The following is a 24,424-nucleotide window of genomic DNA, read 5'->3' as shown; positions in this document are numbered from 1 at the left end:
GCGGTTTCTCCTGATCGAAGATAATGCCAACCTTGCAAGTGCCGTCGCCGAGCGGTTGCAACTTGACGGCCATGCTGTGGATCACGCCGGCACATTGGAAAGCGCCGAAGCCTGCATCGCTGCGGCGGACTACGATCTGATATTGCTCGATATTATGCTACCCGACGGGGATGGCCGCACCTTCCTGCAAAGCCATCGACGGGCTGCTAAGGCAACGCCTATTATCGTCACCACGGCGCGCTCTGAGGTGTCCGACAGGGTCAGTCTTCTAGACCTTGGTGCAGACGATTATATCACCAAACCATTTGATTTCTCTGAACTTGAGGCCCGCTGCCGCGCCGTCTTACGCCGTCGTGGTGGTGTTGCCGCCAATCGTCTCACGGTCGCAAACGCAGTCCTTTGTTCAACCGCCGGAGAACTTGAGATCGACGGCGTCGGTCAAACCCTGCGCAATCGCGAGCTGCGTCTTCTTGAGGTTTTCTTCACCTCTCCGGGGCAGGTCTTCTCAAAATCCTACCTTCTCGATCGGTTGTTTTCCTTCTCGGATAACGTCGGCGAAAACGCCATCGAAGTTTACGTCGGGCGCATCCGCAAACGTCTTGAGCCATCGGACGCCGTCATCGAAACCGTGCGCGGCCTTGGCTATCGGCTGGTCGCCAGATCGTGAAACTGCCCACCGTCACCCGGTCGATTCGCACCCGGCTGTTCCTGCAACTTGCCGCGATTTCCGCGCTTTTGTCCGTGGCCCTTTTCCTCGTCGTGCGCGGCCTTGCCGAAACCGCCGCCGAAGCAACTCAAGACGGCATCCTTGCGGCGTCTGCAACATCCATCGCCGACGCGCTGCGCTCGGAAGACGGCGAGATTACCCTCGATCTGCCCTATTCCGCGTTGTCGATGCTGGGCACAACGAACGATGACCGCGTATTCTACAAAGTCGAGGTGAACGACGAAACACTCACTGGCTATGACGATCTGCCGCCGCCAAGCCAATCCCCGACGATCTCGGAAAACACTTTCGCGACGTTTTATTATCGCGGCGACGAAGTGCGCATGGTGTCGGCGTCGCGCACCGTTAGCGCCGGAGGTGTGCCGTCCAACGTGCTAATCTCTGTCGCTCAGACGCGCCTCGGCCTTGCTGCGATTTCCCAACGTATCACCGCCATCGCCACCGGCATCGGGCTTGTCTTTTTCCTTGTGGCGACGGCCCTTAGCCTTCTTGCGGCGCGGTCGGCTCTGCGACCCCTGAAAGAAATGACTGCCGCCATCACCCGACGCGGACCCGCCGATCTGCGTCCCCTTGCCATTGATCCACCGACAGAACTTGAACCCTTCGTTTCAGCCCTGAATACATTCATTGCCCGCCTGCGCGCCTCGCTTTTGCGCTCCGAAGATCTCATCGCAGAAGCCGCCCACCGCGTGCGCACGCCGCTTGCAACAGTGCGGGCAAAAGCCGAAGTCACCCACCGCAAACTTCAAAAGCCTGAACACAAACAAACCATGCGTGAGATGATCCGCGCCATCGACGAAAGCTCGCGCTCTGCGGGTCAACTTCTCGACCACGCCATGGTCACCTTCCGCACCGATAGCCTGTCGACCGAGACATTCGATATGGCCGAACTGGTGCGCGAAACCGCCGAACGGCTTGAACCCGCCGCCGACCTCAAAGACGTGACCATCCGCTGTACCACGCCCGACACCACACCGGCCTTCACCGGCGATCGCATCCTGCTGCAAAGCGCGATCCAAAACATCCTAGACAACGCAATAAAATACTCGCCTGACGATAGTGCAATCGACGTTGATCTCTCCGTCGCCGAAACCATGTGCCTGTCTTTCACCGACCGGGGCAGGGGCTTTGGCGAGGCCGACACCGACAGCCTCAAAACCCGTTTTTCGCGCGGCGCAAATGTCGATGATATTGTTGGCTCGGGACTTGGTCTGACCATCGCAGACGAGGTCGCCCGCGCCCATGGTGGTCAATTGAACATCACCCGAAATGAAGGGAGCCAAGGCGCATGCGTCTCACTGATATTCCCGCGGCAATAATAGCCATCCTTGGATTGACGAGCGCAGCGTTTGCCTTTGAAATCGAAGAACGCGCGCGCTATCCGGCCGCCAACCCGGAAACGGAACTGCGGATTATCTCGACTGCCGACCGCGCCGTGTTCGAGCCGATCCTCCTTGCATTCCAACAACAAAATCAAACAGTATCAATCGACTACACGATCGCCAGCACCACAGAGCTGATGAAAGCTGTCCACGCGGAAGGCGAGGCCTTCGACCTTGTGATCTCATCCGCGATGGACCTGCAAACCAAACTTGCCAACGACGGCTTCGCGCGCACTTACCGTTCTCCGGCCACAGATGCTTTGCCCGACTGGGCCAAATGGCGCGATCAGGTCTTTGCCTTCACCCAGGAGCCCGCCGTCCTGATCCTGTCCGAAACGGCCTTCCCGGATGAGGCCTACCCAACCTCGCGCGACGAACTAATCGAGCTATTGCGCGACCAACCCGAGCGCTTCCGTGGCAAGGTTGGCACTTACGACGTGCGCACCTCTGGTTTTGGCTATCTCATGGCCACACAAGACGCCCGGGTGTCCGAAAATTTCTGGCGCTTGCTCGAAGCCATGGGCCGCCTCGACACGCAGCTTTACTGCTGCTCGGGCGACATGCTGCACGATATCCGGGAGGGCAAACTTGCCATCGCCTACAATGTCCTTGGCAGCTACGCCCAAGCCCAATTAGAAGATGGTGGCGGCTATCGTATCGTCATGATGAGCGATTTCGCCAACATCATGCTGCGCACCGTTCTGATCTCGACCAAGGCTGACAACATTGCCGACGCGCAAACTATGATCAACTTCCTTGCGTCCCTTGAAAGTCGCCCCGATCTGGTCGCGGCGTCCGGCCTACCAGCCGTAGATACCGACGCGCTGCAATCCAATGTAGCACTTCGCCCGATCCGCCTTGGCCCCGGACTTCTGGCGTTCCTCGACCGCCTGACACGGCGCAATTTCTTGCGAAACTGGGAAGCCTCGATAACGCAGGAATAACCCGTCAGCCCTGCTGCTTTGCCAACCGCTCAAGCACATCAACACCTTGCCCCATCATCCAGTGCAGCATATCGATGAAAACCCAGTTCTCGGCCAGTTTGTCGTCGCGGCGAAGGTAGATATCCACCACCCGAAACTCGGTCGGTTTGCCCTGAGACGACGGCATTCCCATGAACCCACCTTCATGCATTGCGCGAAAGTTCGGCCACCCAAAAAAGCCACCGAAATGCCCTTCGGACAGGCGCGCCAGATGCCCGGTTTTTGTCCGTTCCTTGAACGCGTCGCGAAAGGGTCCGGAATGCTGCTTGGCATAGCGCTCGATCGTGTAGGTGGCGCCGATCCCTTCCGGCCCCCACCAGATCATGTCGTCGTGCCACGTCCGCGCCAGTTCTTCCTCAAGCGGTATTCCCAAACCCCAGGTACCAAGATCGCCGATCATCGCGTTTATTGCTGCCAAAGTAGCCTCGCCTTCCGCCGCGGGTGCGTCGTCAAACAACAACCCGTCATGTGAAATCGGCCCGGGTTGAACCAGATGCTGCGCCGTTGCAGGAGGGAAAGGTGACTGCCCGGCTTGGGTCATCAAATGCGGCATGTCGCAGAAAAACGCCGTCTCAACGATGCGACCATCTTCAACCCGGTTGAACTCGGCATAGCGCAAAAATGCCATTTTGCGCGTCGGCTTGATGCCCAGCCAAGGCGCATCAAACAGCCCCATCAAGTGGCCCATCGACACTACCCAGACCCCCTTGAAACCGTCCATTTCGTTCAGTCCGGCAAAGAATATATCCTGCCGCCGCTGCACCTGCGAAAACGCCGCCAAAAACGGCTCCCAGAACGTATCGGCCACTGCCGCCGCCCCGGTTTGCGCATTAAACGGATGAACGCCCCGCCAATCCCACGCTTCGGCCACGCGCGCGGCGAGGACACTGCCAACATCTTCTGACGTCGCCCCAGACAACGCCTCATACTGCGCTAGCACAACGGCCTTCTCGGCCTGAAATCCGGACATGTTCTGACTTAACCTTTAACTGCACCCGCTGTCAGACCACTGACGATCTGGCGCTGGAAGAACAAGATCAGTACAAACAAAGGCGCCGTCGCAGATACAACCGCAGCCACCGCAAACATCACATTGCCTTCCTCAAACGTCGACCCAAGGAAGCTTGCAATCTTGGGCACCATCGTCTGATTTTCCTGGCTCAACAGCATCGCCGTCACCGCAAAGTCGTTGTAGGCAAGAAGGAAACTGAACAGCCCCGTCGTAATCACTCCCGGCCACATCACCGGAATGATCACGTAGCGAAACGCCTGAAACCGCGTGCAGCCGTCAACCATGGCGCTTTCGTCAAGGTCTTTCGGGATATTGAGGAAAAACGAGTGTAGCATCCACAGTGTGAACGGCTGATTGATCGCCACCAGGACGATGATCGACGTCGGCAGATGCCCCCAGACGTTCCATTCAAAGAACGGCAGCAGATACCCTGATACAAGCGTGATATGCGGCATGGCCCGAAACACCAGCGCAATCATCAACAACCAGAACGCATACCGAAACCCGGACCGCGCAAGGGCATAACCACCTAGCGTGCCGAAGGTTAGCGAGATGATCACCGTGAAGAACACGACCGTAAACGTGTTCAAGGTCGCACGCCAAAATTCCTGATCGATCCACGCGCCGGAATAAGCCTGATTTGTAAACGCATCGCCCGTTTCAATGATGGTGCGGGTGCCCCAAAGCGCGTTCGTCCAGTCGGCTTTCGAGAAGAAATCTCCCTGCACCTTGAATGACCCCCAAAGGGTCCACAGGAACGGGAAAGACGCCACAACAACCCAAAGAATCACGAAGCTCGTCGCAAGAACCGCCAGCGCCGGAGACCGTTTTTGTGCAAGGGATGCCATGGATCAGGCCCCCTTCCGGTTAAAGTCGCGCCATGTGCGGATCAGCACCGGCGTCAACAGGATCGACACTCCGATGATCGTCAGCATCGATGTCGCCGCTGCCGAGTTGAACCGCGCAATGTCACCACGCAGATCGGCGAATATGATGTAGCTAAGAGATGTCGCATTCGCCGAAGCCGAAAAGCCAACGATGGGTTCAAACACCCGGAAATTGTCCATCAGCTGAATAAGCGTGATGAACACGACCAGCGGCATCAGATGCGGCACCACCACGTAACGCACACGCTCCCAACGACTGGCCCCGTCGACCATCGCGGCCTCCAGCGTGTCCTCGGGCACGGTCTGCAACCCGGCATAAAAGACGACGAAGGCAAACGGTGCCGAACTCCAGACACCATAAACGATCAGTGTGATCCACGTCAGCGTCGAGGAGGCTTTCAATGACAATTTCGGGTCGTCAAACAATACCTGCAAGGTCTTCCCGATCACCCCTTCTGCGTCGATCATCCAAAACAGGATAAGCGATCCAATCAGCGGGGTGATGATCATCGGCAGAAGCGACACGAAGATCGTCGGTCCCTTCAGCATCTTCGGCAACCCGTTCACGCCCAAAGCTATCGCCAGCCCCAAAAGGATAATCAGCGGCGTGCAAACAAAGGTATAGGTCAGCGTGAAGACCAAAGCTCGATAGAACGGCAGGTTCATGACCTCGGACATAAAGCCGCCGAAACTGTCTCGGCTGGCCCATGCTTCGCTTATCTCAGCGGCCGCCAAATGGCCGCGATCAAAATAAGTTCCAAGCCCGTTAAAGCGTCCAAGTGGCTCCGCGTCGCGGATCGCCGCTGACGCCTCAGCGTCGACCACGGTCTCGTTCTCGCATCCGAAGGGGCCGCAGTTTTCGACCTCGATCAGGACTTGTTCATGTTCGATGTAAAGGGACTGAAACGCGACCGACACAATCGGCAGGGCGATGAACAAAAACATCGCAGCCAGTGACGGTAAAATGAACCAAAAGAATGTTCTATGCGGCATCTGACAGCCCCCAAGGGTCCAGTGGGGCCGGGGCGAAAAATTCCGCCCCGGCATTTAGGTTTTACTGGAGAAAGCCCTGTTCCTTTGCAGCGGCCGTATACGCCGCTTCGACGTCAGACAGCGCTTGTTCGGCGCTTTCATTGCCCTGCAGGAAGTCCGACAGTTCATCGCCCAGTGCCGAATGCAACAGACCCATGAATGGGATCATCGGATAGGGGCGCGCGCCGCCGCTTGCCGTCGCAAACACACCCGCAGCCGCCGGACCGGGGGTAAATCCGTCTGCAAGCCAAACCGCTTCGTCGTTGTTTGCCGCAACGACCTCAGGGCGCATGCCGTTCACCATGGCCACAAAGGTCGCCTCGGCGTCCTCGTCGCTGATGTTGGTCGCGATTGTGAAGCCGTCCCACCAAAGCGTCGAGGCAGGTGTTTCGCCGCCGCCAACCGTTGGCGCCGACACCAGAATCGTATTCGAGACAATCGCTTCGTTTGACCCTTCATCGTCCAGCATGCCTGTTGCGCGTGATCCCCAAAGCTGACCGATGGCAACGTCGCCTGCTTCCCAAAGCGCCTGTGTGGCGTTGGAATCAAACGTCAGGAAATCAGGGTTCGACAAATCAGCCAACGCCTTCAATGTGTTAAGCGCAAGAACGCCGCTTTCGTTGTTGATCGCAGGCTCGGCCGTTCCGGGCTTAAAGAAGTCCGCACCCGTACCGATGTACATGTTCACGAACTCTTCACCAAGGTTCCACCCTGTCTTCGAGTTCATCGCAAATGGATGCTCCATGATCCCGGCATCTTTGATTGCCTGACCAGCCGTAACGACTTCTTCATAAGACGTCGGGACTGCGACACCTGCCTGATCAAGGATGTCCTGACGCACGAAAAGGTGCTGTGCGTTTGCCATAAAGGCGATCGCCATGACCTTGCCGTCGATAGAGATCATCTGGTTTTTCTTGATGCCAGCGCCGTGCTTGGCGATCAGATCATCCAAGGGGCGGACCAGACCTTCGTTCAGCAAAGGCACAATCGACGAATTCGCAACGATGGCCGCTGTGTACTGCGCCGGGTTTGCCGTCATCGCGGCGACCTGAATGTCGCGGTGTTCTGTTGTCAGGTTGGATTCTACCGTGACCGAGCCATTTGCACATTCCTTGGCACCTGCAACCAACGCCTGAATGGCGCCAAATTCGTTGCCAAGGATATTCACGTTGCCGCCCGACAAGCCGCAGTCGGCATATGCGGTTGATCCTATCAGCACGATGGCTGCGGACGCCGCGGTTGTCTTGAAAAAGTTCATGGTCAAAAGACCCCCTGTTTCTCCGCCCCTTCATGCGAGGGGCCTATTATTTCGGACGACATAGGTGTCGCCTCGCGCATAGTGCAAAGCAAGCGAAGCGAATCGCAAGCTTATTGCATACGATTGCAATTACACGGCATCATTGGGCCTCAACGCAAGAGAAATATTGCGATAGCAAAACAAAATGCATCATAAAATATTAAGTATTGCGTAGACTCTAGAATCGGACTTACGCTTGCATGCGTATGCAATCCGCAAGTATTGAACAGGGGATACGCCATGGCCGAGGTCCAGCTTCGCAACATTTCTAAGCGTTGGGGTGATTTTATTGGCGTTGCCAATTTCGACCTGACAATTGCTGATCGTGAGTTTCTCGTTCTGCTTGGGCCATCGGGCTGCGGCAAGACAACGACGATGCGCATGATCGCCGGTCTTGAAGACCCCAGCGCGGGCGATATCCTGATCGACGGCAAGCGCGTCAACGATCTTGATCCGAAAGATCGCGATGTCGCCATGGTGTTCCAAAGCTACGCGCTTTACCCGAACTTGGACGTCTACGAGAACATCCGCTTCCCGCTGAAAGTCCGTAAAATTGACCCCGCCACCCACAATGACGCCGTGATGCGCGCGGCAGAAATGGTTGAGCTTACCGAATTCCTGCACCGACGCCCCTCCGAATTGTCCGGTGGCCAGCGCCAGCGCGTTGCCTTAGCCCGCGCAATCGTGCGCCAGCCCAACGTCTTTTTGATGGATGAACCGCTCTCGAACCTGGACGCAAAATTACGTGTCTCGACGCGCGCGCAGATCAAAAACCTCAGCCACGAATTGAAGGTCACAACCGTCTACGTGACGCACGATCAGATTGAAGCTATGACGCTTGCCGACCGCGTCGTTGTCATGTCGCGCGGCATCGTCCAGCAGCTCGGCACCCCGACCGATATCTACGACAAACCCGCCAATACCTTCGTCGCAAGCTTCATCGGCAATCCGGCAATGAACCTGATGGAAGGCAGCCTTACGAACGGCGTTTTTGAAGGCAAAAACGTCCGCATCGAAGGTCTGCCGACACATCACAATGGCCCTATCACGCTCGGCTACCGTGCCGAAGACGCAGGGCTTGCTGACACAGGGGCCATAAGCGCGCCGATCTATTCGCTCGAACTTCTGGGCGATGCGACGATGGTCACTGTCAAAGCGGGCGGCGCGATGGTTTCGGTCAAAGCGCATAAGGACTACCGCGCCGAAATTGGCGATCCGGTGAGCGCTGATATTCCGGCAAGCATCTGCCACCTCTTTGACGCCACATCCGGCGAGCGGTTCGAATAAAGCACGAAACGCATCCCCGATGCGCTGGCGCGACGGGCATTGCCGTCTGTGGCGCTGATCGACCTCTGCATTTCTAAGGACGCCTCATGACCCACGACGCCAAATCCGCCGAAACCCTTGCCGCAGTGCGCCGCATGGAAGACGGCCTCGCCGCTGGCGAAAACGACATGACGCAGTACTTCCACGAGGACTTCCTGTGGCGTGGCAATCAGGGGAGCGGCACCAAAGAAGGCGTCGACGCTTTCCGGAAAAACTGGCAACTCCCTATTCGCGCAGCCTTCACCGACCGCGACTACAAGACCGAAAAGTTCATGGCTGACGGTGAATGGGCCGCCTGTTTCGGCCATATTGAAGCCACGCATTCCGGCACCTTTATGGGCATTCCTGCGACCGGCAAGCGCGTCAAGATCCCTTACATGGATTTCTGGCGAGTCGAAGACGGCCGCATCGTCGACAATCCCGTGTCAGTCGATTTCGCAAGCGTTCTTATGCAGTTAGGCCACGACGTCTTTGATGGGGAAGGCTGGGAGCATTACGATAGCGGCGACAAAACACCGCCAACACCAGAACATTGATCCAAAGTCAGGACAAAGCGCATGACCATCACCCAACTCAAATCCGGCAAGCCTGAAAGCGAACGGGCCGAAGATGACGCACGCGTCCGCGCTGTCGTCGAGACGACGCTGAAAGACATCGAAACGCGCGGTGACGCCGCCATTCGCGACCTGTCTTCCAAATTTGACCGATATGAACCGCCAAGCTTCCGCCTCACACAATCCGAAATTGACGCGGCCATGCAAAAGGTCAGCGCGCGCGATATGGACGACATCAAATTCGCCCAAACGCAAATCCGCACCTTTGCCGAAGCCCAACGCGCCTCGATGACCGACATCGAAATTGAAACGCTCCCCGGCGTGATTTTGGGGCACAAAAACATCCCCGTGCAATCCGTTGGCTGCTACGTCCCCGGCGGCAAATTCCCGATGGTGGCCTCGGCCCACATGTCCGTGCTGACCGCGTCCGTCGCCGGCGTGCCCCGCATCGTCGCCTCGGCCCCGCCGCAAAAAGGCGAGCCGCACCCGGCCATCGTCGCGGCCATGCATATGGGCGGCGCGCACGAAATATTCGTCCTTGGAGGCATGCAAGCCGTCGGCGCCATGGCGATTGGCACTGAAACAATAGATCCCGTCCACATGCTCGTCGGTCCCGGCAACGTCTTCGTCGCCGAAGCCAAACGCCAGCTTTACGGCAGCGTCGGCATCGACCTTTTCGCAGGTCCCACCGAAACCATGGTGATCGCCGACACCACCGTCGACGCCGAGCTTTGTGCCACCGATCTTCTCGGCCAGGCCGAGCACGGCTACAATTCTCCCGCCGTTTTGCTCACCAATTCCCGAAAACTCGCAATCGAAACACTTGCGGAAATCGACCGCATCCTCGCGATCCTACCCACAGCGGAAACAGCGCGCACCTCGTGGAACGACTACGGCGAGGTGATCGTCTGCGACACCTACGACGAGATGCTGGTCGTCGCCAATGACATTGCCTCGGAACACGTGCAGATCATGACCGACCGCGATGATTGGTTCCTCGAACACATGCACAGCTACGGTGCATTGTTCCTCGGCCCCCGCACCAATGTCGCCAACGGCGACAAAGTCATCGGCACGAACCACACTCTGCCAACCAAAAAGGCGGGCCGCTACACGGGCGGTCTGTGGGTCGGTAAATTCCTGAAAACACATAGTTATCAGCGCATCACTACAGACGAGGCCGCCACAATGATCGGTGAATATGGCTCGCGTCTTTGTATGCTTGAAGGGTTTGTGGGCCACGCCGAACAATGCAACATTCGCGTGCGGCGGTACGGCGGCAAGAACGTCGCCTACGGGACCGCAGCCGAGTAGAGACATGGCAAAACGCAAACCCGGAACTTACACAGGACTGGAGGATTTGGGCCGGGTACGGCTCTCGCCGCACTTCTTCATGCGCGATTTTCTCTATTCCGAGATCGGTAATTTCTACGGCAAACCCAATATCCCCGAAGACCCGGACCTTGCGATTGCAGCGGGCACCAAACTCTGCGCCGAAATTCTCGACCCGCTGTGCGAGACCTTCGGTCCGGTACACATCAGGTCGTCCTACCGCTCGCCTGACCTCAACCACTTTGGCGCGACAGATGTGAAACCACAGAAGTGTTCGCGCAACGAACTGAACTATGCCGGCCACATCTGGGACCGGCGCGATGCGGCGGGGCGCATGGGCGCCACTGCCTGCATCGCCGTTCCATGGTTCGCCGATCAGTTTGGGAAGGGCCGTGACTGGTGCGACCTCGCATGGTGGATCCACGACCATCTCGACTACCACCAGTTATATTTCTTCCCGAAACTCGCGGCCTTCAATGTGACATGGCGCGAAGCGCCCGAGCGCTCTATCCTGAGTTACGTGGCCCCGAAGGGAAAGCTATACGCCGACGGAAAAATACCGCCCGAGGACGCGGCAACCCGAAAACCACGCTACGCCGACTTCCCGCCGCTTCGCGGCATCGCATACCCAAAGGCCTCGATGTGACCCTACCCAAAACACCTTCCTTCCGCCTTGATGGCAAGCGCGCGCTGGTCGCCGGGGCTTCATCCGGTATCGGCACAGGCTGCGCCGTTGCCCTCGCCGAAGCCGGGGCCCACGTCACGCTTGCTGCCCGCCGCGAAGCGCCGCTTCAGGCGCTCGCTGACAAGATGGGCGCGGAAGGTTTCAGCGTCGATATCCTGCCGCTGGATGTGGCCGACATCGCCGCGACGGATACGGCCCTATCTACCAACGGACCCTTCGACATCCTTGTGAATTCCGCCGGTCTTGCCCGTCATACGCCCGCTCTTGATACAACGCCGCAAGACTACGACGCCGTGTCGGACCTGAACGTCAAAGGCGCTTATTTCCTAACATGCGCCGTCGCGCGCGGTCTTATCGAGGCGCAAAAACCCGGCAGCCTGATCAACATCTCCAGCCAGATGGCGCATGTCGGCGGCATCGATCGCGCGGTTTATTGCGCCACAAAACACGCCGTCGAAGGCTTCACCAAATCGATGGCGATCGAATGGGGCAAGCGTGGCATTCGCGTCAACACCATCTGCCCGACCTTCATCCGGACCCCTCTTACCGAACAAACCTTCGACAACCCCGAGCGCGTCGCGTGGATCGAAGAAAAGATCAAACTGGGCCGCATAGGCGAAGTCAGTGATATCATGGGCGCGGTCACTTACCTCGCGTCTGAAGCATCCTCGCTTGTTACCGGAACCTCGCTTTTAATCGACGGGGGCTGGACCGCAGACTGATGGCACAGGGCAAAATCACCTCCCTTGATGTGGCGCGCCTTGCAGGCGTCAGCCAATCCGCCGTCAGCCGTGTCTTCACGCCGGGCGCCTCGGCAAGTCCGACCACAGCCGCCAAAGTCAAGAAAGCCGCGCTGGAACTCGGCTATCGTCCCAACCCCATCGCACGCGCCATGATCACCGGCAAAAGCCGCATTATCGGCCTGTTGGTCGCCTACCTCGACAATCAGTTTTACCCGGTTGCACTTGAACGCCTCTCTGCCGCTTTGCAGGAACGCGGCTACCATATCCTTGTTTTCATGGCGAAAAACTCAACCGATGGCGTTGAAGAGATCGTGCAGGAACTTCTTGACTATCAAGTCGACGGTATCGTCGCCGCCAGCGTCGCGGTAAACGGAGATCTTGCCGAGCGCTGCGCAGATGCAGGCATTCCGGTGGTCCTTTTCAACCGGGGACAAGACGGCTCGGGGTTGTCCACAGTCACCTCCGCCAACTTCGATGGAGGCCGCAAGGTCGCCGATTTCCTTGTCGCAGGTGGCCATAAACGCGTCGCCCACATCGCAGGCTGGTCCGGGTCCTCCACAGGTCGCGACCGTCAACGCGGGCTGATCGAAGGCCTTGCCTCCCACGGATCGGAACCCACGCATCTCATCGACGGCATGTACAATCGCGACACCGCCGCCGAAGCGGCGCGCCAGCTTATGACGCTACCCGAACCGCCCGATGCAATCTTTGTCGGCAACGATCACATGGCATTTGCCGTCATGGATGCGATCCGCAGCGACCTTGGCCTGTCCATTCCCGGTGACGTTTCAATCGTCGGCTACGATGATGTGCCGCTTGCATCGTGGGGGGCTTACGACCTCACAACCGTGCGCCAACCGGTCAATCGTATGGTCGACGCCACCATCGAAACGCTTCTGGGCGAAATTGATTCCGTCGACCGCCCCGGACAGAAAACCGAAATCGAAGGACCGCTCATCGTGCGCGGCTCGGCCCGAAAACCCACAGGATGGACGCGATGAAAGGCTTCTCGAACCGCTGGAAAGATTTTCCAGACTACATCATCGGCATCACCAAAGAGATCTGGGAAGACCGCGGCATTGCCACGCTTCACGACTACTATGCCAAAGACATCCCCGTGCGTTCGCCCATGGGTGTTCAGCGCGGCAACCAGGCCGTCATCGCCTCGACCATGGCGACAATTAACGAATTTCCCGACCGCGAATTATTGGGCGAAGACGTCATCTATTCCGACGACCCCGAGCACGGGCTTTTGTCCTCGCACCGCCTGCTGACCAAAGCCACCCACACCCGCGACGGCCAATTCGGAGCCGCCACCGGCAAACACTGGGTCGTCCGCGTCATCGCCGACTGTGCGGCAAAAAACGACACAATCTACGATGAATGGCTGGTGCGCGACTACGGCGGAATGGTCCGTCAAATGGGCATGGACCCGCGCGATTACTCTGCCCAAATCATCGAAAGCGAGGGTGGCGCAGACAAAGCGAGCAAACCCTTCACTCTGGATTCCGACATCGAGGGTGACTATAAAGGTCGCGGCAATGCAAACGAATGGGGCGCAAAATACGCCGCAACGTTGAGCCGCATTATGGACCACGATTTCAACCACATCGTGAACGACTACGACCGCGCCGCCATCGGCGAATACGCGGGCGCACAAACCGCCATTGGCCGTGACGAGATGGTGAAGTTCTGGGTTGGCCTCAGATCATCTTTCCCCGCGGCCACTTTCACCATCAACCACCAGATCGGCATGGACGGCGATATGCTTAGCCCGCGCGCGGCGATCCGTTGGTCGCTTGACGGCATTCACGACGGCTGGGGCACATTTGGCAAACCCACCGGCGCACACGTCCACGTCTTCGGCATGTCCCACGCAGAATTCGGCCCCTGGGGCCTGCGTCGCGAATTCACGCTTTACGATGAGATCGCGATCTGGAAGCAGATCCTGATGGCCCAAGGCTGATGGATAACCACGTGGCACATATGTTCACCGAAGCTGAAGTCGAAGAAATGCTTGGCCCCCGCATGCGCAAAGTGGCCCACGAAACCGATCAGCTCCCCGCCCAACTCGCCGACAAGGAAAACTTGATATGACTGCGCAAATTGTCCGTTACGGCGAACTTCAACCGTGCAAAACTGCCTTCATCGACGCCCATACGCCGGGCTCGAACCAGAAGGAAAACTTCACAATCATCGGCGGCGGCGTGTCGGAAAGCCCGGATCAACACGTCCACATCGCTGACCCCATCGGCTTCAATATCGGCGCGGCGGGGCAACCGCCAAAATGCCGAAACTCGCTCCACTCCCACCGCACCGCAGAAGTCTTCTTCGTTGCCAAAGGGCGCTGGCGGTTCTTCTGGGGTCGCTGGGGCAATGCGGGCGAAGTAACACTGGAAGAGGGTGACATCATAAACATCCCGACCGGCATTTTTCGCGGCTTTGAAAACATCGGTACCGACTACGGAATGATCATGGCGATCCTTGGCGGTGACGACGCCGGCGGAGGGGTCATCTGGGCGCCGCAAGTCATCACCGACGCTGCCGACCACGGCCTGGTCTTGTCCGAAAAGGGCAAACTCTACGACACCAAGAAAGGCCAAAGCCTGCCCGCCGGCGTGCAGCCCATGCCACTTCTAAGCGACGCGGAACTGGCCGCCTTCCCTGAACCGACAACTCTCGATGTCGTGCCGCACTACGTCGCGCGCTATTGGGACATGATGGCTCTGGCGGACAAGCAACCTGCGAAAGTCATTGGCGAAAACGCGATGCTGCGCGACAAGCCCGGCTTCGAAGTCGAGTTCCTCACACGCGGGTCCCTCCCTGACGCGCCATACAAAGTCGCGACCAACGAGGTCCTGATGCCCGTACGCGGCCATTGGCGCGCCGATGTTAATGGGGACACCAATACCCTCGCTCCCGGCGATACCTGCCTTGTGAAGCCTGGCGCAAATCTCCATCTCGCCCCGTCGATGACGGGGGAAGCCAGCCTTTATCGCATCCGATCCACCAAAGATGCTGCGGGCCTTACATGGAGACCCTAGTCTTCAACCTTCGCCACTACGTTCGGTCAAACAGACCAATCCTTTTCGCGAGTATCCCGCACTTTGACAGCAAAACGTAAGCAAACCCTGAACATAAAGAACGCCAGCACCGACGCGATACCGACGTTAAACCGACGTTGCACCGACATAGCCAAATTGACCCGGAGAACTGCCCCATGACCATCCTGTCCACCCACGTCGGAAGCCTTCCACGCAGCCAGGACGTCGTCGATCAAATCTTCGCCCGTGAACGCAAAGAACCTTACGATTACGCTACCTTCGACAAAGTTATGGCCGACCACGTCGACATGCTTGTTCGCCGCCAGAAAGAGGCCGGCATCGACATCGTCAGCGACGGCGAAACCTCGAAAATTTCCTACGCAACATACGTCAAAGACCGCTACACCGGCTTCGACGGCGACAGTCCCAGAAACGCCCCCGCAGACTTAAAACTGTATCCAACTTATCTCAAACGCCTCGCAAATGACGGCGGCACACCCAAGTACGCGCGCCCCATGTGCGTGGGCGAAGTCACGTCAAAAGGGCAAGGTGAGTTGGACAAAGACATCGCCAATCTGAAAGGCGCGATGGCCACCCACGGTGTCGATCGTGGCTTTATGAACGCCGCGTCTCCAGGCGTTATCTCCCTGTTTTTGCAAAACGATTACTACAAAACGCGTGAGGCCTATCTTGCGGCCCTCGCCGAAGCGATGAAGGCCGAATACGAAACCATCGTCGCCTCGGGGCTTGATTTGCAACTTGACTGCCCCGACCTCGCGCTCTCGCGACATATGTTGTTTACCGATTTGTCGGATGATGAGTTTGTGAAAATCGCTCAGTCCCATGTCGAGGCACTCAATCACGCGCTTTCCGACGTGCCTGCGGAAAAAGTGCGCATCCATATCTGCTGGGGAAATTACGAGGGCCCTCACGTCTGCGATATCGACATGGCAAAAATGTTCGACACACTGATGTCCGCCAAGGCACGTTACGTGTTGTTCGAAACCTCCAACCCGCGCCACGGCCACGAATGGACCGTCTTTCGCGACCGTAAATCCGACATTCCGGACGACAAAATCCTCGTCCCCGGCGTTGTCGACACCACAACAAATTTCGTGGAACACCCGGAACTTGTCCGTCAACGCATTGAACGGTTTACAGAAATCGTCGGTTCTGACCGCGTGATCGCCGGATCAGATTGCGGCTTTGGCACATTCGCAGGCTTTGGCGCTGTTGATCCTGAAATTGCATGGGCCAAGCTGACCAGCCTGGCTACAGGCGCCAAATCGTCCGGATGAAACCGCTTGTCCTGATCCCGGGTTTCATGTGTGACGACCGCCTTTTCGAACCTCAAATCAGAGCGTTAAGCGAATTGAGCGCGATCACGGTTGCGATTCCTAAGGAGAAGATAATCCACGATATGGCGGCGGAAATCCTCGCCCAAACATCGGGGCAGTTCGCGCTTGGCGGCCTTTCCATGGGCGGCATCATCGCGCTTGAAATCTTGCGTCAGGCTCCGGACCGTATTACCCACCTGGCCCTCATGGACACGACGCCATTGGCGGATGCGCCTGCAAACTACGACATCCGCACGCGTCAGATTGCCGATGTCCACGCGGGTCGCCTCGGGACAATCATGCGCGACGAATTGAAGCCCGCCTATCTTGTGGAAAGCCCCCGTAAAAAAGGGATCCTCGACACCTGCATGGACATGGCGCGAAGCCTTGGCACAGACATTTTTGAAGCTCAGTCCCTTGCGCTGCGCGATCGTCCCGATCTGCAAAGCGCCCTTGCGCGTGCACCGGCGAAAACGCTGATCCTTTACGGCGCAAAGGACCGCCTTTGTACGCCCGAACGTCACCACCTGATGCATCGCCTCGCCCCGCACGCGCGGCTTGTGAAAATCGCCGACGCGGGCCACATGCCAACCCTCGAACGCCCTGAGGAAACGACACGCGCTCTTCAGGACTGGCTTGCCTGACGGGTCAAAATGTCGCTTTCAGGATAGTATTGGACAGAAATGTCCAGTCTTGGTGACTGGTTCCCTCTTAGGCTCATCTCAAATGCGCGCAAAGGGAGGGGCACCCTATGAAATCTCACTACCGTGTCGTGGTCATTGGCGGCGGTGTCGTTGGCAGCTCGGTCCTGTATCACCTTGCCAAACTTGGCTGGACCGATGTTGTCATGTTGGAACGCGAGGTCCTGACGGCGGGGTCAAGCTGGCATGCGGCCGGCGGGTTTCACGCTCTTAATGCTGATCCCAACATGGCTGCACTGCAAGCCTACACCATTGATCTTCTTGAAGAAATACAAGAGGAATCCGGGCAGGATATTGGCCTGCACATGACTGGCGGCCTTACCATGGCCGGCACGCCCGAACGCTGGGAATGGCTCCAATCTGCGTATCGTGTGTTCCAATCGATCGGGATCGAAGATTGCCGCCTCGTCACGCCCAAAGAGGCGGGAGAGCTTTGCCCGATCATGTCCACCGAGGGCCTGTTGGGGGGCATGTGGGCCGACCGCGAGGGGTATCTCGACACCACCGGCACGGTCCACGCCTATGCCGGCGCCGCTCGCAAACGTGGTGCGCAATACTTTGAGCACACCAAAGTCGAAGAGTTGATCCAGACTGCCGATGGCTGGAAAGTGGTCACCGACAAAGGCACAATTACCTGCGAACACGTGGTAAATGCCGCCGGTCTTTGGGCCAAACAAGTTGGACGCATGGCTGGGGTCGAACTGCCCGTTTCGCCCTTAAAGCATCACTACCTTATTTCCGACACCATACCTGAGTTGGAAAAACTCGACTTTGAAGTCCCGATGACCGTCGACCTCGAGGGCTTCACTTACCTGCGCCAAGACCAAAAAGGTGTCCTGCTCGGCATTTACGAGGTCGACCACGAACATTGGGCGATGGATGGCGCGCCGTGGGATTATGGTATGGAATTGTTCCAGGAACAGACCGACCGTATCGAAAAGGAACTCATCTTTGGCTTCGAACGCTACCCCTGCCTGCAAGAAGTTGGCGTCAAAACATGGGTTAACGGCGCCTTCACTTTCTCCCCTGACGGTAATCCTCTTGTCGGTCCCGTGCCCGGCAAGCGTGGTTATTGGACAGCCTGCGCGGTCATGGCGGGCTTCCTTCAAGGTGGCGGCGTCGGCAAATCGCTTGCCGAATGGATGATCCACGGCGAACCCGAAGCAGACGTCTACGCCATGGATGTCGCCCGCTATGGTCCGTGGGCCGCAAACAAAGAATACATCCGCCAAACGACCGGGCAGTTCTATTCCCGCCGCTTCGTTATGACTTATCCGAACGAACAGCTTCCCGCGGGGCGCCCGCTGAAAATGGCGCCCGCCCACGATGCCATGACGGCCGCCGGTTGCCGATGGGGTGTCAACTGGGACCTCGAAGTGCCACTCTATTTTGCACCCAATGAAGATTTCGTTGAGACCCATACGCTAAAAAGATCAAATGCCTTCGATATTGTTGCTGCGGAATGCAAAAACGCGCGCGAAAACGTCGGAATGGTCGACATTACCGGTTTCAGCCGCTTCGAGGTCTCGGGTCCCAACGCGCTGAGCTGGCTCGACAAGATCATGGCCTCCAGACTGCCCGCGCCGGGACGCGCGCGTCTTGCCCCGATGCTTGCCGAGAACGGCCGCCTGAAGGGCGATCTGACGGTTTTCAACTGGGGGGATGGCACGTGGTGGATTATGGGCTCGTACTACTTGCGTGCCTGGCACATGCGATGGTTCGATGACCACATGGAAAGCGGCGTGTCTGTCCGCGATCTCGGAGAAGAAATCTGTGGCTTTGGCCTTACTGGACCAAACTCTCGCAAAGTCATCGAAAAGCTCTGCCACCAAGATATCGCGGCGCTGCCGTTCATGGGGTGTGGCCACTTTGATGTTGGCATAATTCAAGCCCGCGTCGCGCGGATGTCCGTCGCAGGAGAGCTTGGCTATGAGATCAACTGCCGCTATGGAGACCACGCCAAACTGCGCCGTATGCTGTTGGAATCAGGCGAAGACATTGGCCTTCAAGAGTACGGCTTCAATGCCATGCTATCGCTGCGCCTTGAGAAATCGTTCGGCATTTGGTCGGCGGAATTTACCCAAGGCTACACGCCCGGTATGACTGGAATGGACCGCTGGATCGCATGGGACAAAGGCGATTTTTTGGGCAAGAGGGCTGCCATCGCTGAACGTGACGGAAACGGTCCAGCCCAGATGCTTGTGACGCTTGAAGTCGACGCTGACGATGCCGACGCAAGCGGCTATGAACCCATCTGGAACGGCGAAGAAAAGGTGGGTTTCGTCACCTCCGGCGGCTATGGACATACGGTGCAAAAGTCGCTCGCAATGGCGCTTGTGAATTCCGATATCGCCAAACAGGGTCAGGTGCTTTCCGTTCATGTCGTCGGACGCGAGCGCCCCGCGCGGATCATCGATGCGTCGCCCTACGATCCGACCGGAAAAGCGATGCGCGGATGATCGAAACTGCGCCCGGAGGCCACTTTTTCGCCGCCCAGAAAACTATGTCGCGCTATCAAACAGAGTTTTATCAACCTTTTGCCGCCGATTGGTCGAATTTCGACGCATGGAGCGAAAAGGGAAGCGCTGACGCCACCACCCGCGCCACCGCCATCTGGCAACGCATCTTGCACGAAGAAAAGGGCCCGGAAATTGACGACGCCCGCAAAGGTGCTCTCGACGACTACATCCGCAAAGCCACCGCTGCGGACGGCGCGGAACCGGTCAGCTAAAATGGCACACTTCATCCCGCTGCACCGCGACGATCCGTCGAAAGCCCCGCTTGTCGGGAATATCAAAGTCACGCGCCAGGACTGGCTGAATGTCGCCAAGGACATCCTGATTTCGGACGGCATCGAGCAGGTCAAAATCCTGCCCATGAGCGATCGCCTTGGCGTGTCGCGTTCATCCTTTTACTGGTACTTCAAAACCAGGCAAGACCTTCTCGACGCGCTTCTCGATCACTGGGAAAAAACCAATACAGCCGCCCTTGTCGCCAAAGCGCAGGCGCCGTCACGCACCATTACACAAGCCGTCAATCAGGTCTTCCACTGCGTTGTAAATCCCAGTATATTCTCGATCCCTTTCGATTTTGCGGTTCGGGACTGGGCCCGCCGATCCGATAAGGTCCGCGCCGTCCTGCACGCCTCAGAAGACACCCGAATCGCCGCGATCCAAGCTATGTTCCAACGCTACGAATACACCGAAATCGAAGCCCTTACGCGCGCGCGCATTCTCTACTACATGCAAAACGGCTACAATGACGCCGACCTCCAGGAACCGCTTGAAACTCGGATGAAAATGGTGCCGCATTACCTGTATGGCTTTACTGGCCAGCACGCCGCAGACGACGAAATCAGAGACTTCCGCGCCTATTGCCAGGCCGTTCAAACCGGAGACACCCCATGACCCAACCCATTGACGCAATCATCATCGGCACCGGAGTGATCGGCACCGCAACCGCTTTCGAAATGGCCAAGGCGGGCTACAAAACGCTCTCGCTTGATCGCAACACTCAGATCGGCCACGGCTCAACCGCCGGGTCCTGCGCGATCATTAGAATGCATTATTCGACCTTCGACGGCACCGCTTTCGCCTGGGAGGGCTATCACTACTGGCGCGACTGGAAATCCTACCTTGGTCTGCCTGACGGCGAAGAACTGGCGCAATTCAAGGAGTGCGGTTGCCTCGTTATGAAAACGACAGGTAACAACCAGCTCGAAAAGCACAAAGAAAATTCCGCCGCGCTCGACTGCCCCCATGAGGATTGGGGCCCCGAACAAGTGGCTGCAAAACTTCCGGTCTACACGCTCGACAGTTTTTCGCCCGCCAAGCGCCAGGACGATCCAAATTTTGGTGAACCCAACGGAGCCACCCTGCGCGGCGGCGTCTACTGGCCCCACGCAGGGTACGTGACCGACCCGGCGCTCTCGTCGCAAAACCTTGCATCTGCCGCCAAACTGCATGGTGCAGAGTTCCGGATGGGCGTTGAGGTTGTTGAAATCATGCAGGAAAATGGCCGGGTTAAAGGCGTACGCCTTGCCGACGGCGAAGAAATCCACGCGCCCATAGTGATCAACGTGGCGGGGCCCGGCTCGGCCATCATCAACGAAATGGCCGGCGTCACGGGGGAAATGACCATCCAAACCCGGCCCTTGCGGCAGGAAGTCGTCCATGTCCCATCCCCCGAGGGCTTCGACTTTGAGGAAAACGGTACCATCGTTTCGGACAGTGATATCGCGCTCTATTGTCGACCCGAGCGCGGCAACCACATCCTCATTGGCTCTGAAGACCCTGAATGTGATCCCCATTATTGGACCGAAAACGATACGGACTACGATCGCAACTTCACCGATCAATGGACAACTCAGGCGCTCCGCTATGGCCAGCGTGTCCCAACCTTGGGCATCCCGTCGAAAATGCGTGGCGTCGTCGACCTTTACGACGCCTCAACCGACTGGATCCCAATCTACGACAAGACATCTATAGCGGGCTACTACATGGCCTGCGGCACCAGCGGCAACCAATACAAAAACGCCCCCATCGCGGGGAAAATGATGGCCGCGCTCGTTGCCTATTGCGAGGCGGGAAACGACCACGACACCAATCCGCTGACCTTCCGCCTGCCTTACATCGGTAAGGACATTAACGTCGGCTTTTATTCCCGCAAACGCGAGATCAACCAGGAATCGAGCTTTTCGGTTCTGGGGTAGGGACCCCGCGTCTCATCTAAGGCCGCCGGTCCTCCTCGGCAGCCTTAGATGAGGCTAAGTCATAGAAATCTCAGGCAATCCCGACGTCGCCCCCTCAATGTAGGCAAATCCGTTGCCCCCCAAAGTCATGCGCCTGTCGTTCACTTCGGCCGCCATCGACAGACCAACGCTCACATCCCCAGTCACAGTCAAAACCAAACGCTCGACCGACAAGTTAAACACACAGGTCACTGCACGGTCCCCATCAATCCGATGTAGCGCCAAGACCGGCTCGCCCACATCCACAAACTCTGTCCGCCCACGCAGCAGGGGCGCACTTGCCCGCCGATACGCCAAAACCGCTCGGTAGTGCGCCAACACAGATCCTTCGGCCTGGCCCGACACCGCCCGCGCCCACTGAGGCGCCTTCACAGGCAACCAGGGAACGCCGTCCGTAAACCCGCCGTAGGGTGCCTGGGCGTCCCAGACCATCGGTGTGCGACACCCGTCGCGGCCCTTTACTTCGGGCCAAAATCGTAAGCCCGGCGGGTCGGTCAGCTCGTGATATTCCATCTCCGTCTGCTCAAGACCCAATTCCTCGCCCTGATAAATCCCGATCGTCCCTTCAAATGACGCCAAAAGCGCAATCGATAATTTCGCGAGCGTATCTATATCAACACCATGCTTTGCCCACCGCGTCACGTGCCGCTCAACGTCGTGGTTCGAAAATGACCACATCGGCCAACCGTCCGAGGCCCCCTCAAAAAACGCCATCTGCGTTGTGCGAAAATGCGCAGCCGTAAAGGTCGGCCCCAAAAGGTCGAACGAATAGGCCATCTGCAAACGATCCGCCCCTTGCGTGTACTCGGCCATTACCTGCATGGACCGCTGCGACTCGCCCACTTCGCCAACCATTGCCCGCGCTTCATACTGATCGGTTAACGCGCGAAGTCGCTGCAAAAAAGCGATATTCTCAGGCTGTGTCTTGTCATAAAGATGCTCCTGCATCTCATAGGTCTCGTTGCCCAAGGCGTTCGCGCCGGTGGGCCGCGCCGGATTATCGCGCAGCTGCGCATCATGGAAATAGTAGTTAACGGTATCCAGACGGAACCCATCCACACCGCGTTCCAGCCAGAAGCGCATTGTCTCCAGCAGGAAATCCTGAACCTCTGGACAGTGCAGGTTAAAATCCGGTTGCTCGGACAAGAAGTTGTGCATGTAATATTGCCGACGGCGCGGCTCGAACGTCCATGCGGGCCCGCCAAAGTGTGATAGCCAGTTCGTCGGAGCCGTTCCGTCCGACTTTGGATCCGCCCAGACATACCAATCCGCTTTGTCATTCTTGCGGGAGGTCCTGCTTTCGACAAAAAATGGGTGCTTGGCCGAAGAATGTGACAGCACCTGATCCAAAATTACCTTCAGCCCCAGATCATGCGCCCGTGCAATCAACGCATCAAAATCCGCCAAATCCCCAAAAAGCGGATCAATGTCTGTATAATTTGAAACATCATACCCCATGTCCGCCATCGGAGACGTAAAGATCGGGCTCACCCAGATTGCATCCGCGCCGAGAGTGGCCACATGATCAAGGCGTCGGGTGATCCCCTTCAGGTCGCCGACCCCGTCACCGTCATCATCCTGAAACGATCGTGGATAGATCTGATAGACCACCGCTCCACGCCACCATTCCTGATCCAAACCCGCGTCCTCCTACACCCAGACGCCGATTTCAGGCATCTGCAAATTTTCTTCACTATTCGCGCGGTGCCCGGCGCGCACAACTCGAAAAGGATAGACGCAAAAGAAAACGCGCCCCGAACCCTCGACACAAGTTCGCGCGCGCAGCGTCTGCGTCGCCTCTTAAGCGGATGAGGGAAGGGTAAACCGCGCGACCGCCCGCTCCGACGCAATACCGACGCAGGACAATCGCCACTTAAGACAAAAGTCGCGCGGTGGTCGTTAACGCTTCTGGAGAAACCCTTAAGTCCAAAATGGCTGGTGTCCCAGCCGCTCGCGCTGCGGCGAAAGCCTCTGGGAAGTCTTCGGTTTTTTCGATCGTCGCTCCAAACGCGCCATAGCTGCGCGCAAGGGCGGCAAAGTCCGGGTTCACCATGGTCGTGCCGGACACGCGGCCTGGATAATGCTTCTCCTGATGCATGCGAATTGTGCCGTATATCCCATTGTTATGAATAAGGATAATGACGTTCGCACAATACTGGCATGCGGTCCCAAACTCTTGGGAAACCATCTGAAAGCACCCGTCGCCCGCAAAGCAAACCACGTCGCGATCCGGATGCCTCAGCTTTGCGGCAACGGCCGCCGGAAGCCCGTATCCCATCGATCCGGACGTCGGCGCAAGCTGCGTGCGCCATCCCCGGAACATGTAATATCGATGCACCCAACCGGCATAATTCCCCGCCCCATTGGTGATAATCGCGCCGTCATCCAGCGTTTCGTTAAGGTGGCGGACGATGCGTTCCATTTGCACCGGTCCAGGTGTCGTAACAGGTTGCTTCCAATCAATAAAAGCGTTTCGTAAAGCCTCAATATCCACAGCACGTCCAACCTGTGATATTGCCTTGGCTGTGCTCGCCAATTGCTTGATAACAGTCGCAGATTTTGCTCCAATAGCATGCGTCGGCCAATACACCCGCCCCAACTCAGCTGGGTCGCCATGCACATGCGTCAGCCT

At 57.7% G+C, this 24,424-nt stretch carries 24 protein-coding genes; 18 read left to right on the top strand and 6 right to left on the bottom strand.

Translation table 11 applies throughout. The annotated features are described in order from the left end of the window. The 3 genes from Q1B15_RS03355 to Q1B15_RS03345 all read left to right on the top strand — a co-directional run. On the top strand, positions 1–667 hold a 667-nt coding region (locus Q1B15_RS03355), incomplete at its 5' end, for a response regulator transcription factor (RefSeq protein WP_299750142.1). Then, positions 664–2,046 carry a sensor histidine kinase gene (locus tag Q1B15_RS03350; RefSeq protein ID WP_299750139.1) on the top strand — a complete coding sequence of 461 codons (1,383 nt, stop codon included), beginning with the start codon at positions 664–666 and terminating at the stop codon, positions 2,044–2,046. The genes Q1B15_RS03355 and Q1B15_RS03350, both read left to right, overlap by 4 nt. After that, a complete protein-coding gene (locus Q1B15_RS03345; protein ID WP_299750136.1) occupies positions 2,016–3,053 on the top strand; it encodes a substrate-binding domain-containing protein in 1,038 nt (345 codons plus the stop codon). The genes Q1B15_RS03350 and Q1B15_RS03345 overlap by 31 nt, the downstream gene beginning before the upstream one ends. A gap of 4 nt (positions 3,054–3,057) precedes the next feature. Here the strand turns inward: Q1B15_RS03345 and Q1B15_RS03340 are convergent, their stop codons facing one another. The 4 genes from Q1B15_RS03340 to Q1B15_RS03325 all read right to left on the bottom strand — a co-directional run bounded on the left by Q1B15_RS03340 (position 3,058) and on the right by Q1B15_RS03325 (position 7,281). Beyond that, positions 3,058–4,062, bottom strand: coding sequence for a nuclear transport factor 2 family protein (locus Q1B15_RS03340; RefSeq protein ID WP_299750134.1), 1,005 nt, complete (start codon positions 4,060–4,062; stop codon positions 3,058–3,060). 8 nt (positions 4,063–4,070) lie between these two features. Then, the gene (locus Q1B15_RS03335) at positions 4,071–4,952 is read right to left on the bottom strand and encodes a carbohydrate ABC transporter permease (RefSeq protein WP_299750131.1); all 882 of its coding nucleotides are present in this window, start codon (positions 4,950–4,952) and stop codon (positions 4,071–4,073) included. 3 nt (positions 4,953–4,955) lie between these two features. Continuing rightward, on the bottom strand, positions 4,956–5,984 hold the full coding sequence (locus Q1B15_RS03330) for a sugar ABC transporter permease (protein ID WP_299750128.1): 1,029 nt from the start codon (positions 5,982–5,984) through the stop codon (positions 4,956–4,958). A 61-nt stretch (positions 5,985–6,045) separates the two neighbouring features. Then, positions 6,046–7,281 (bottom strand): extracellular solute-binding protein, encoded by a 1,236-nt coding sequence (locus tag Q1B15_RS03325; protein WP_299750125.1) that lies wholly within the window; start codon positions 7,279–7,281, stop codon positions 6,046–6,048. A gap of 279 nt (positions 7,282–7,560) precedes the next feature. On the opposite strand from Q1B15_RS03325, the gene Q1B15_RS03320 reads away from it, so the two are divergent. From Q1B15_RS03320 to Q1B15_RS03250, 15 genes are all read left to right on the top strand, one after another. Continuing rightward, positions 7,561–8,607, top strand: coding sequence for an ABC transporter ATP-binding protein (locus tag Q1B15_RS03320; RefSeq protein WP_299750122.1), 1,047 nt, complete (start codon positions 7,561–7,563; stop codon positions 8,605–8,607). Positions 8,608–8,693: 86 nt separating this feature from the next. After that, positions 8,694–9,182: an ester cyclase gene (locus tag Q1B15_RS03315; RefSeq protein WP_299750119.1), complete on the top strand. Its 489-nt coding sequence runs from the start codon at positions 8,694–8,696 to the stop codon at positions 9,180–9,182. A gap of 21 nt (positions 9,183–9,203) precedes the next feature. Then, positions 9,204–10,514 carry a histidinol dehydrogenase gene (gene hisD, locus Q1B15_RS03310; RefSeq protein WP_299750116.1) on the top strand — a complete coding sequence of 437 codons (1,311 nt, stop codon included), beginning with the start codon at positions 9,204–9,206 and terminating at the stop codon, positions 10,512–10,514. A 4-nt stretch (positions 10,515–10,518) separates the two neighbouring features. After that, positions 10,519–11,178, top strand: a complete 660-nt coding sequence (locus Q1B15_RS03305) for a hypothetical protein (protein ID WP_299750113.1) — start codon at positions 10,519–10,521, stop codon at positions 11,176–11,178. Then, entirely contained in the window at positions 11,175–11,939 is a 765-nt protein-coding gene (locus tag Q1B15_RS03300; protein WP_299750110.1) for an SDR family oxidoreductase, read from the top strand. The genes Q1B15_RS03305 and Q1B15_RS03300 overlap by 4 nt, the downstream gene beginning before the upstream one ends. Further along, positions 11,939–12,961: a LacI family DNA-binding transcriptional regulator gene (locus tag Q1B15_RS03295; protein WP_299750109.1), complete on the top strand. Its 1,023-nt coding sequence runs from the start codon at positions 11,939–11,941 to the stop codon at positions 12,959–12,961. The genes Q1B15_RS03300 and Q1B15_RS03295 overlap by 1 nt, the downstream gene beginning before the upstream one ends. Continuing rightward, complete coding sequence (locus tag Q1B15_RS03290) at positions 12,958–13,926, top strand: nuclear transport factor 2 family protein (RefSeq protein WP_299750106.1); 969 nt, start codon at positions 12,958–12,960, stop codon at positions 13,924–13,926. The genes Q1B15_RS03295 and Q1B15_RS03290 overlap by 4 nt, the downstream gene beginning before the upstream one ends. Continuing rightward, on the top strand, positions 13,926–14,057 hold the full coding sequence (locus Q1B15_RS03285; RefSeq protein ID WP_299750103.1) for a hypothetical protein: 132 nt from the start codon (positions 13,926–13,928) through the stop codon (positions 14,055–14,057). Before Q1B15_RS03290 ends, Q1B15_RS03285 begins: the two co-directional genes overlap by 1 nt. Next, positions 14,054–15,004 carry a cupin domain-containing protein gene (locus Q1B15_RS03280; protein ID WP_299750100.1) on the top strand — a complete coding sequence of 317 codons (951 nt, stop codon included), beginning with the start codon at positions 14,054–14,056 and terminating at the stop codon, positions 15,002–15,004. Before Q1B15_RS03285 ends, Q1B15_RS03280 begins: the two co-directional genes overlap by 4 nt. A gap of 176 nt (positions 15,005–15,180) precedes the next feature. Beyond that, the gene (locus Q1B15_RS03275; RefSeq protein ID WP_299750097.1) at positions 15,181–16,302 is read left to right on the top strand and encodes a cobalamin-independent methionine synthase II family protein; all 1,122 of its coding nucleotides are present in this window, start codon (positions 15,181–15,183) and stop codon (positions 16,300–16,302) included. Continuing rightward, positions 16,299–16,985, top strand: a complete 687-nt coding sequence (locus Q1B15_RS03270; RefSeq protein ID WP_299750094.1) for an alpha/beta hydrolase — start codon at positions 16,299–16,301, stop codon at positions 16,983–16,985. The genes Q1B15_RS03275 and Q1B15_RS03270 overlap by 4 nt, the downstream gene beginning before the upstream one ends. 107 nt (positions 16,986–17,092) lie before the next feature. Further along, positions 17,093–19,501: an FAD-dependent oxidoreductase gene (locus Q1B15_RS03265; RefSeq protein ID WP_299750091.1), complete on the top strand. Its 2,409-nt coding sequence runs from the start codon at positions 17,093–17,095 to the stop codon at positions 19,499–19,501. After that, entirely contained in the window at positions 19,498–19,773 is a 276-nt protein-coding gene (locus Q1B15_RS03260; protein WP_299750088.1) for a trimethylamine methyltransferase family protein, read from the top strand. Before Q1B15_RS03265 ends, Q1B15_RS03260 begins: the two co-directional genes overlap by 4 nt. 1 nt (position 19,774) lies before the next feature. After that, positions 19,775–20,449, top strand: coding sequence for a TetR/AcrR family transcriptional regulator (locus tag Q1B15_RS03255; protein ID WP_299750085.1), 675 nt, complete (start codon positions 19,775–19,777; stop codon positions 20,447–20,449). Beyond that, positions 20,446–21,753, top strand: a complete 1,308-nt coding sequence (locus tag Q1B15_RS03250) for an FAD-dependent oxidoreductase (protein WP_299750082.1) — start codon at positions 20,446–20,448, stop codon at positions 21,751–21,753. Before Q1B15_RS03255 ends, Q1B15_RS03250 begins: the two co-directional genes overlap by 4 nt. Positions 21,754–21,807: 54 nt before the next feature. Here Q1B15_RS03250 and Q1B15_RS03245 read toward each other — a convergent pair whose 3' ends face one another. Both Q1B15_RS03245 and Q1B15_RS03240 read right to left on the bottom strand, forming a co-directional pair. Further along, positions 21,808–23,430, bottom strand: coding sequence for an alpha-amylase family glycosyl hydrolase (locus Q1B15_RS03245; RefSeq protein WP_299750079.1), 1,623 nt, complete (start codon positions 23,428–23,430; stop codon positions 21,808–21,810). Between the two features lie 235 nt (positions 23,431–23,665). Then, a partial coding sequence (locus Q1B15_RS03240; protein ID WP_299750076.1) for a thiamine pyrophosphate-dependent enzyme occupies positions 23,666–24,424 on the bottom strand: 759 nt, incomplete at its 5' end.

It is taken from the genome of uncultured Boseongicola sp., assembly GCF_937988555.1.
Classification (GTDB): domain Bacteria; phylum Pseudomonadota; class Alphaproteobacteria; order Rhodobacterales; family Rhodobacteraceae; genus Boseongicola.
Note: the sequence above shows the minus strand (reverse complement) of the source record. Positions and strands in the feature narration are given on the sequence as shown.

Bases quoted from the DNA above. Each gene is read 5' to 3' on its own strand.
- Q1B15_RS03335 (WP_299750131.1), bottom strand. From the start codon at position 4,952: ATGGCATCCCTTGCACAAAAACGGTCTCCGGCGCTGGCGGTTCTTGCG.
- Q1B15_RS03330 (WP_299750128.1), bottom strand. From the start codon at position 5,984: ATGCCGCATAGAACATTCTTTTGGTTCATTTTACCGTCACTGGCTGCG.
- hisD (WP_299750116.1), top strand. From the start codon at position 9,204: ATGACCATCACCCAACTCAAATCCGGCAAGCCTGAAAGCGAACGGGCC.
- Q1B15_RS03290 (WP_299750106.1), top strand. From the start codon at position 12,958: ATGAAAGGCTTCTCGAACCGCTGGAAAGATTTTCCAGACTACATCATC.
- Q1B15_RS03325 (WP_299750125.1), bottom strand. From the start codon at position 7,281: ATGAACTTTTTCAAGACAACCGCGGCGTCCGCAGCCATCGTGCTGATA.
- Q1B15_RS03315 (WP_299750119.1), top strand. From the start codon at position 8,694: ATGACCCACGACGCCAAATCCGCCGAAACCCTTGCCGCAGTGCGCCGC.
- Q1B15_RS03320 (WP_299750122.1), top strand. From the start codon at position 7,561: ATGGCCGAGGTCCAGCTTCGCAACATTTCTAAGCGTTGGGGTGATTTT.
- Q1B15_RS03295 (WP_299750109.1), top strand. From the start codon at position 11,939: ATGGCACAGGGCAAAATCACCTCCCTTGATGTGGCGCGCCTTGCAGGC.
- Q1B15_RS03340 (WP_299750134.1), bottom strand. From the start codon at position 4,062: ATGTCCGGATTTCAGGCCGAGAAGGCCGTTGTGCTAGCGCAGTATGAG.
- Q1B15_RS03285 (WP_299750103.1), top strand. From the start codon at position 13,926: ATGGATAACCACGTGGCACATATGTTCACCGAAGCTGAAGTCGAAGAA.
- Q1B15_RS03250 (WP_299750082.1), top strand. From the start codon at position 20,446: ATGACCCAACCCATTGACGCAATCATCATCGGCACCGGAGTGATCGGC.
- Q1B15_RS03270 (WP_299750094.1), top strand. From the start codon at position 16,299: ATGAAACCGCTTGTCCTGATCCCGGGTTTCATGTGTGACGACCGCCTT.
- Q1B15_RS03305 (WP_299750113.1), top strand. From the start codon at position 10,519: ATGGCAAAACGCAAACCCGGAACTTACACAGGACTGGAGGATTTGGGC.
- Q1B15_RS03275 (WP_299750097.1), top strand. From the start codon at position 15,181: ATGACCATCCTGTCCACCCACGTCGGAAGCCTTCCACGCAGCCAGGAC.
- Q1B15_RS03345 (WP_299750136.1), top strand. From the start codon at position 2,016: ATGCGTCTCACTGATATTCCCGCGGCAATAATAGCCATCCTTGGATTG.
- Q1B15_RS03280 (WP_299750100.1), top strand. From the start codon at position 14,054: ATGACTGCGCAAATTGTCCGTTACGGCGAACTTCAACCGTGCAAAACT.
- Q1B15_RS03265 (WP_299750091.1), top strand. From the start codon at position 17,093: ATGAAATCTCACTACCGTGTCGTGGTCATTGGCGGCGGTGTCGTTGGC.
- Q1B15_RS03255 (WP_299750085.1), top strand. From the start codon at position 19,775: ATGGCACACTTCATCCCGCTGCACCGCGACGATCCGTCGAAAGCCCCG.
- Q1B15_RS03260 (WP_299750088.1), top strand. From the start codon at position 19,498: ATGATCGAAACTGCGCCCGGAGGCCACTTTTTCGCCGCCCAGAAAACT.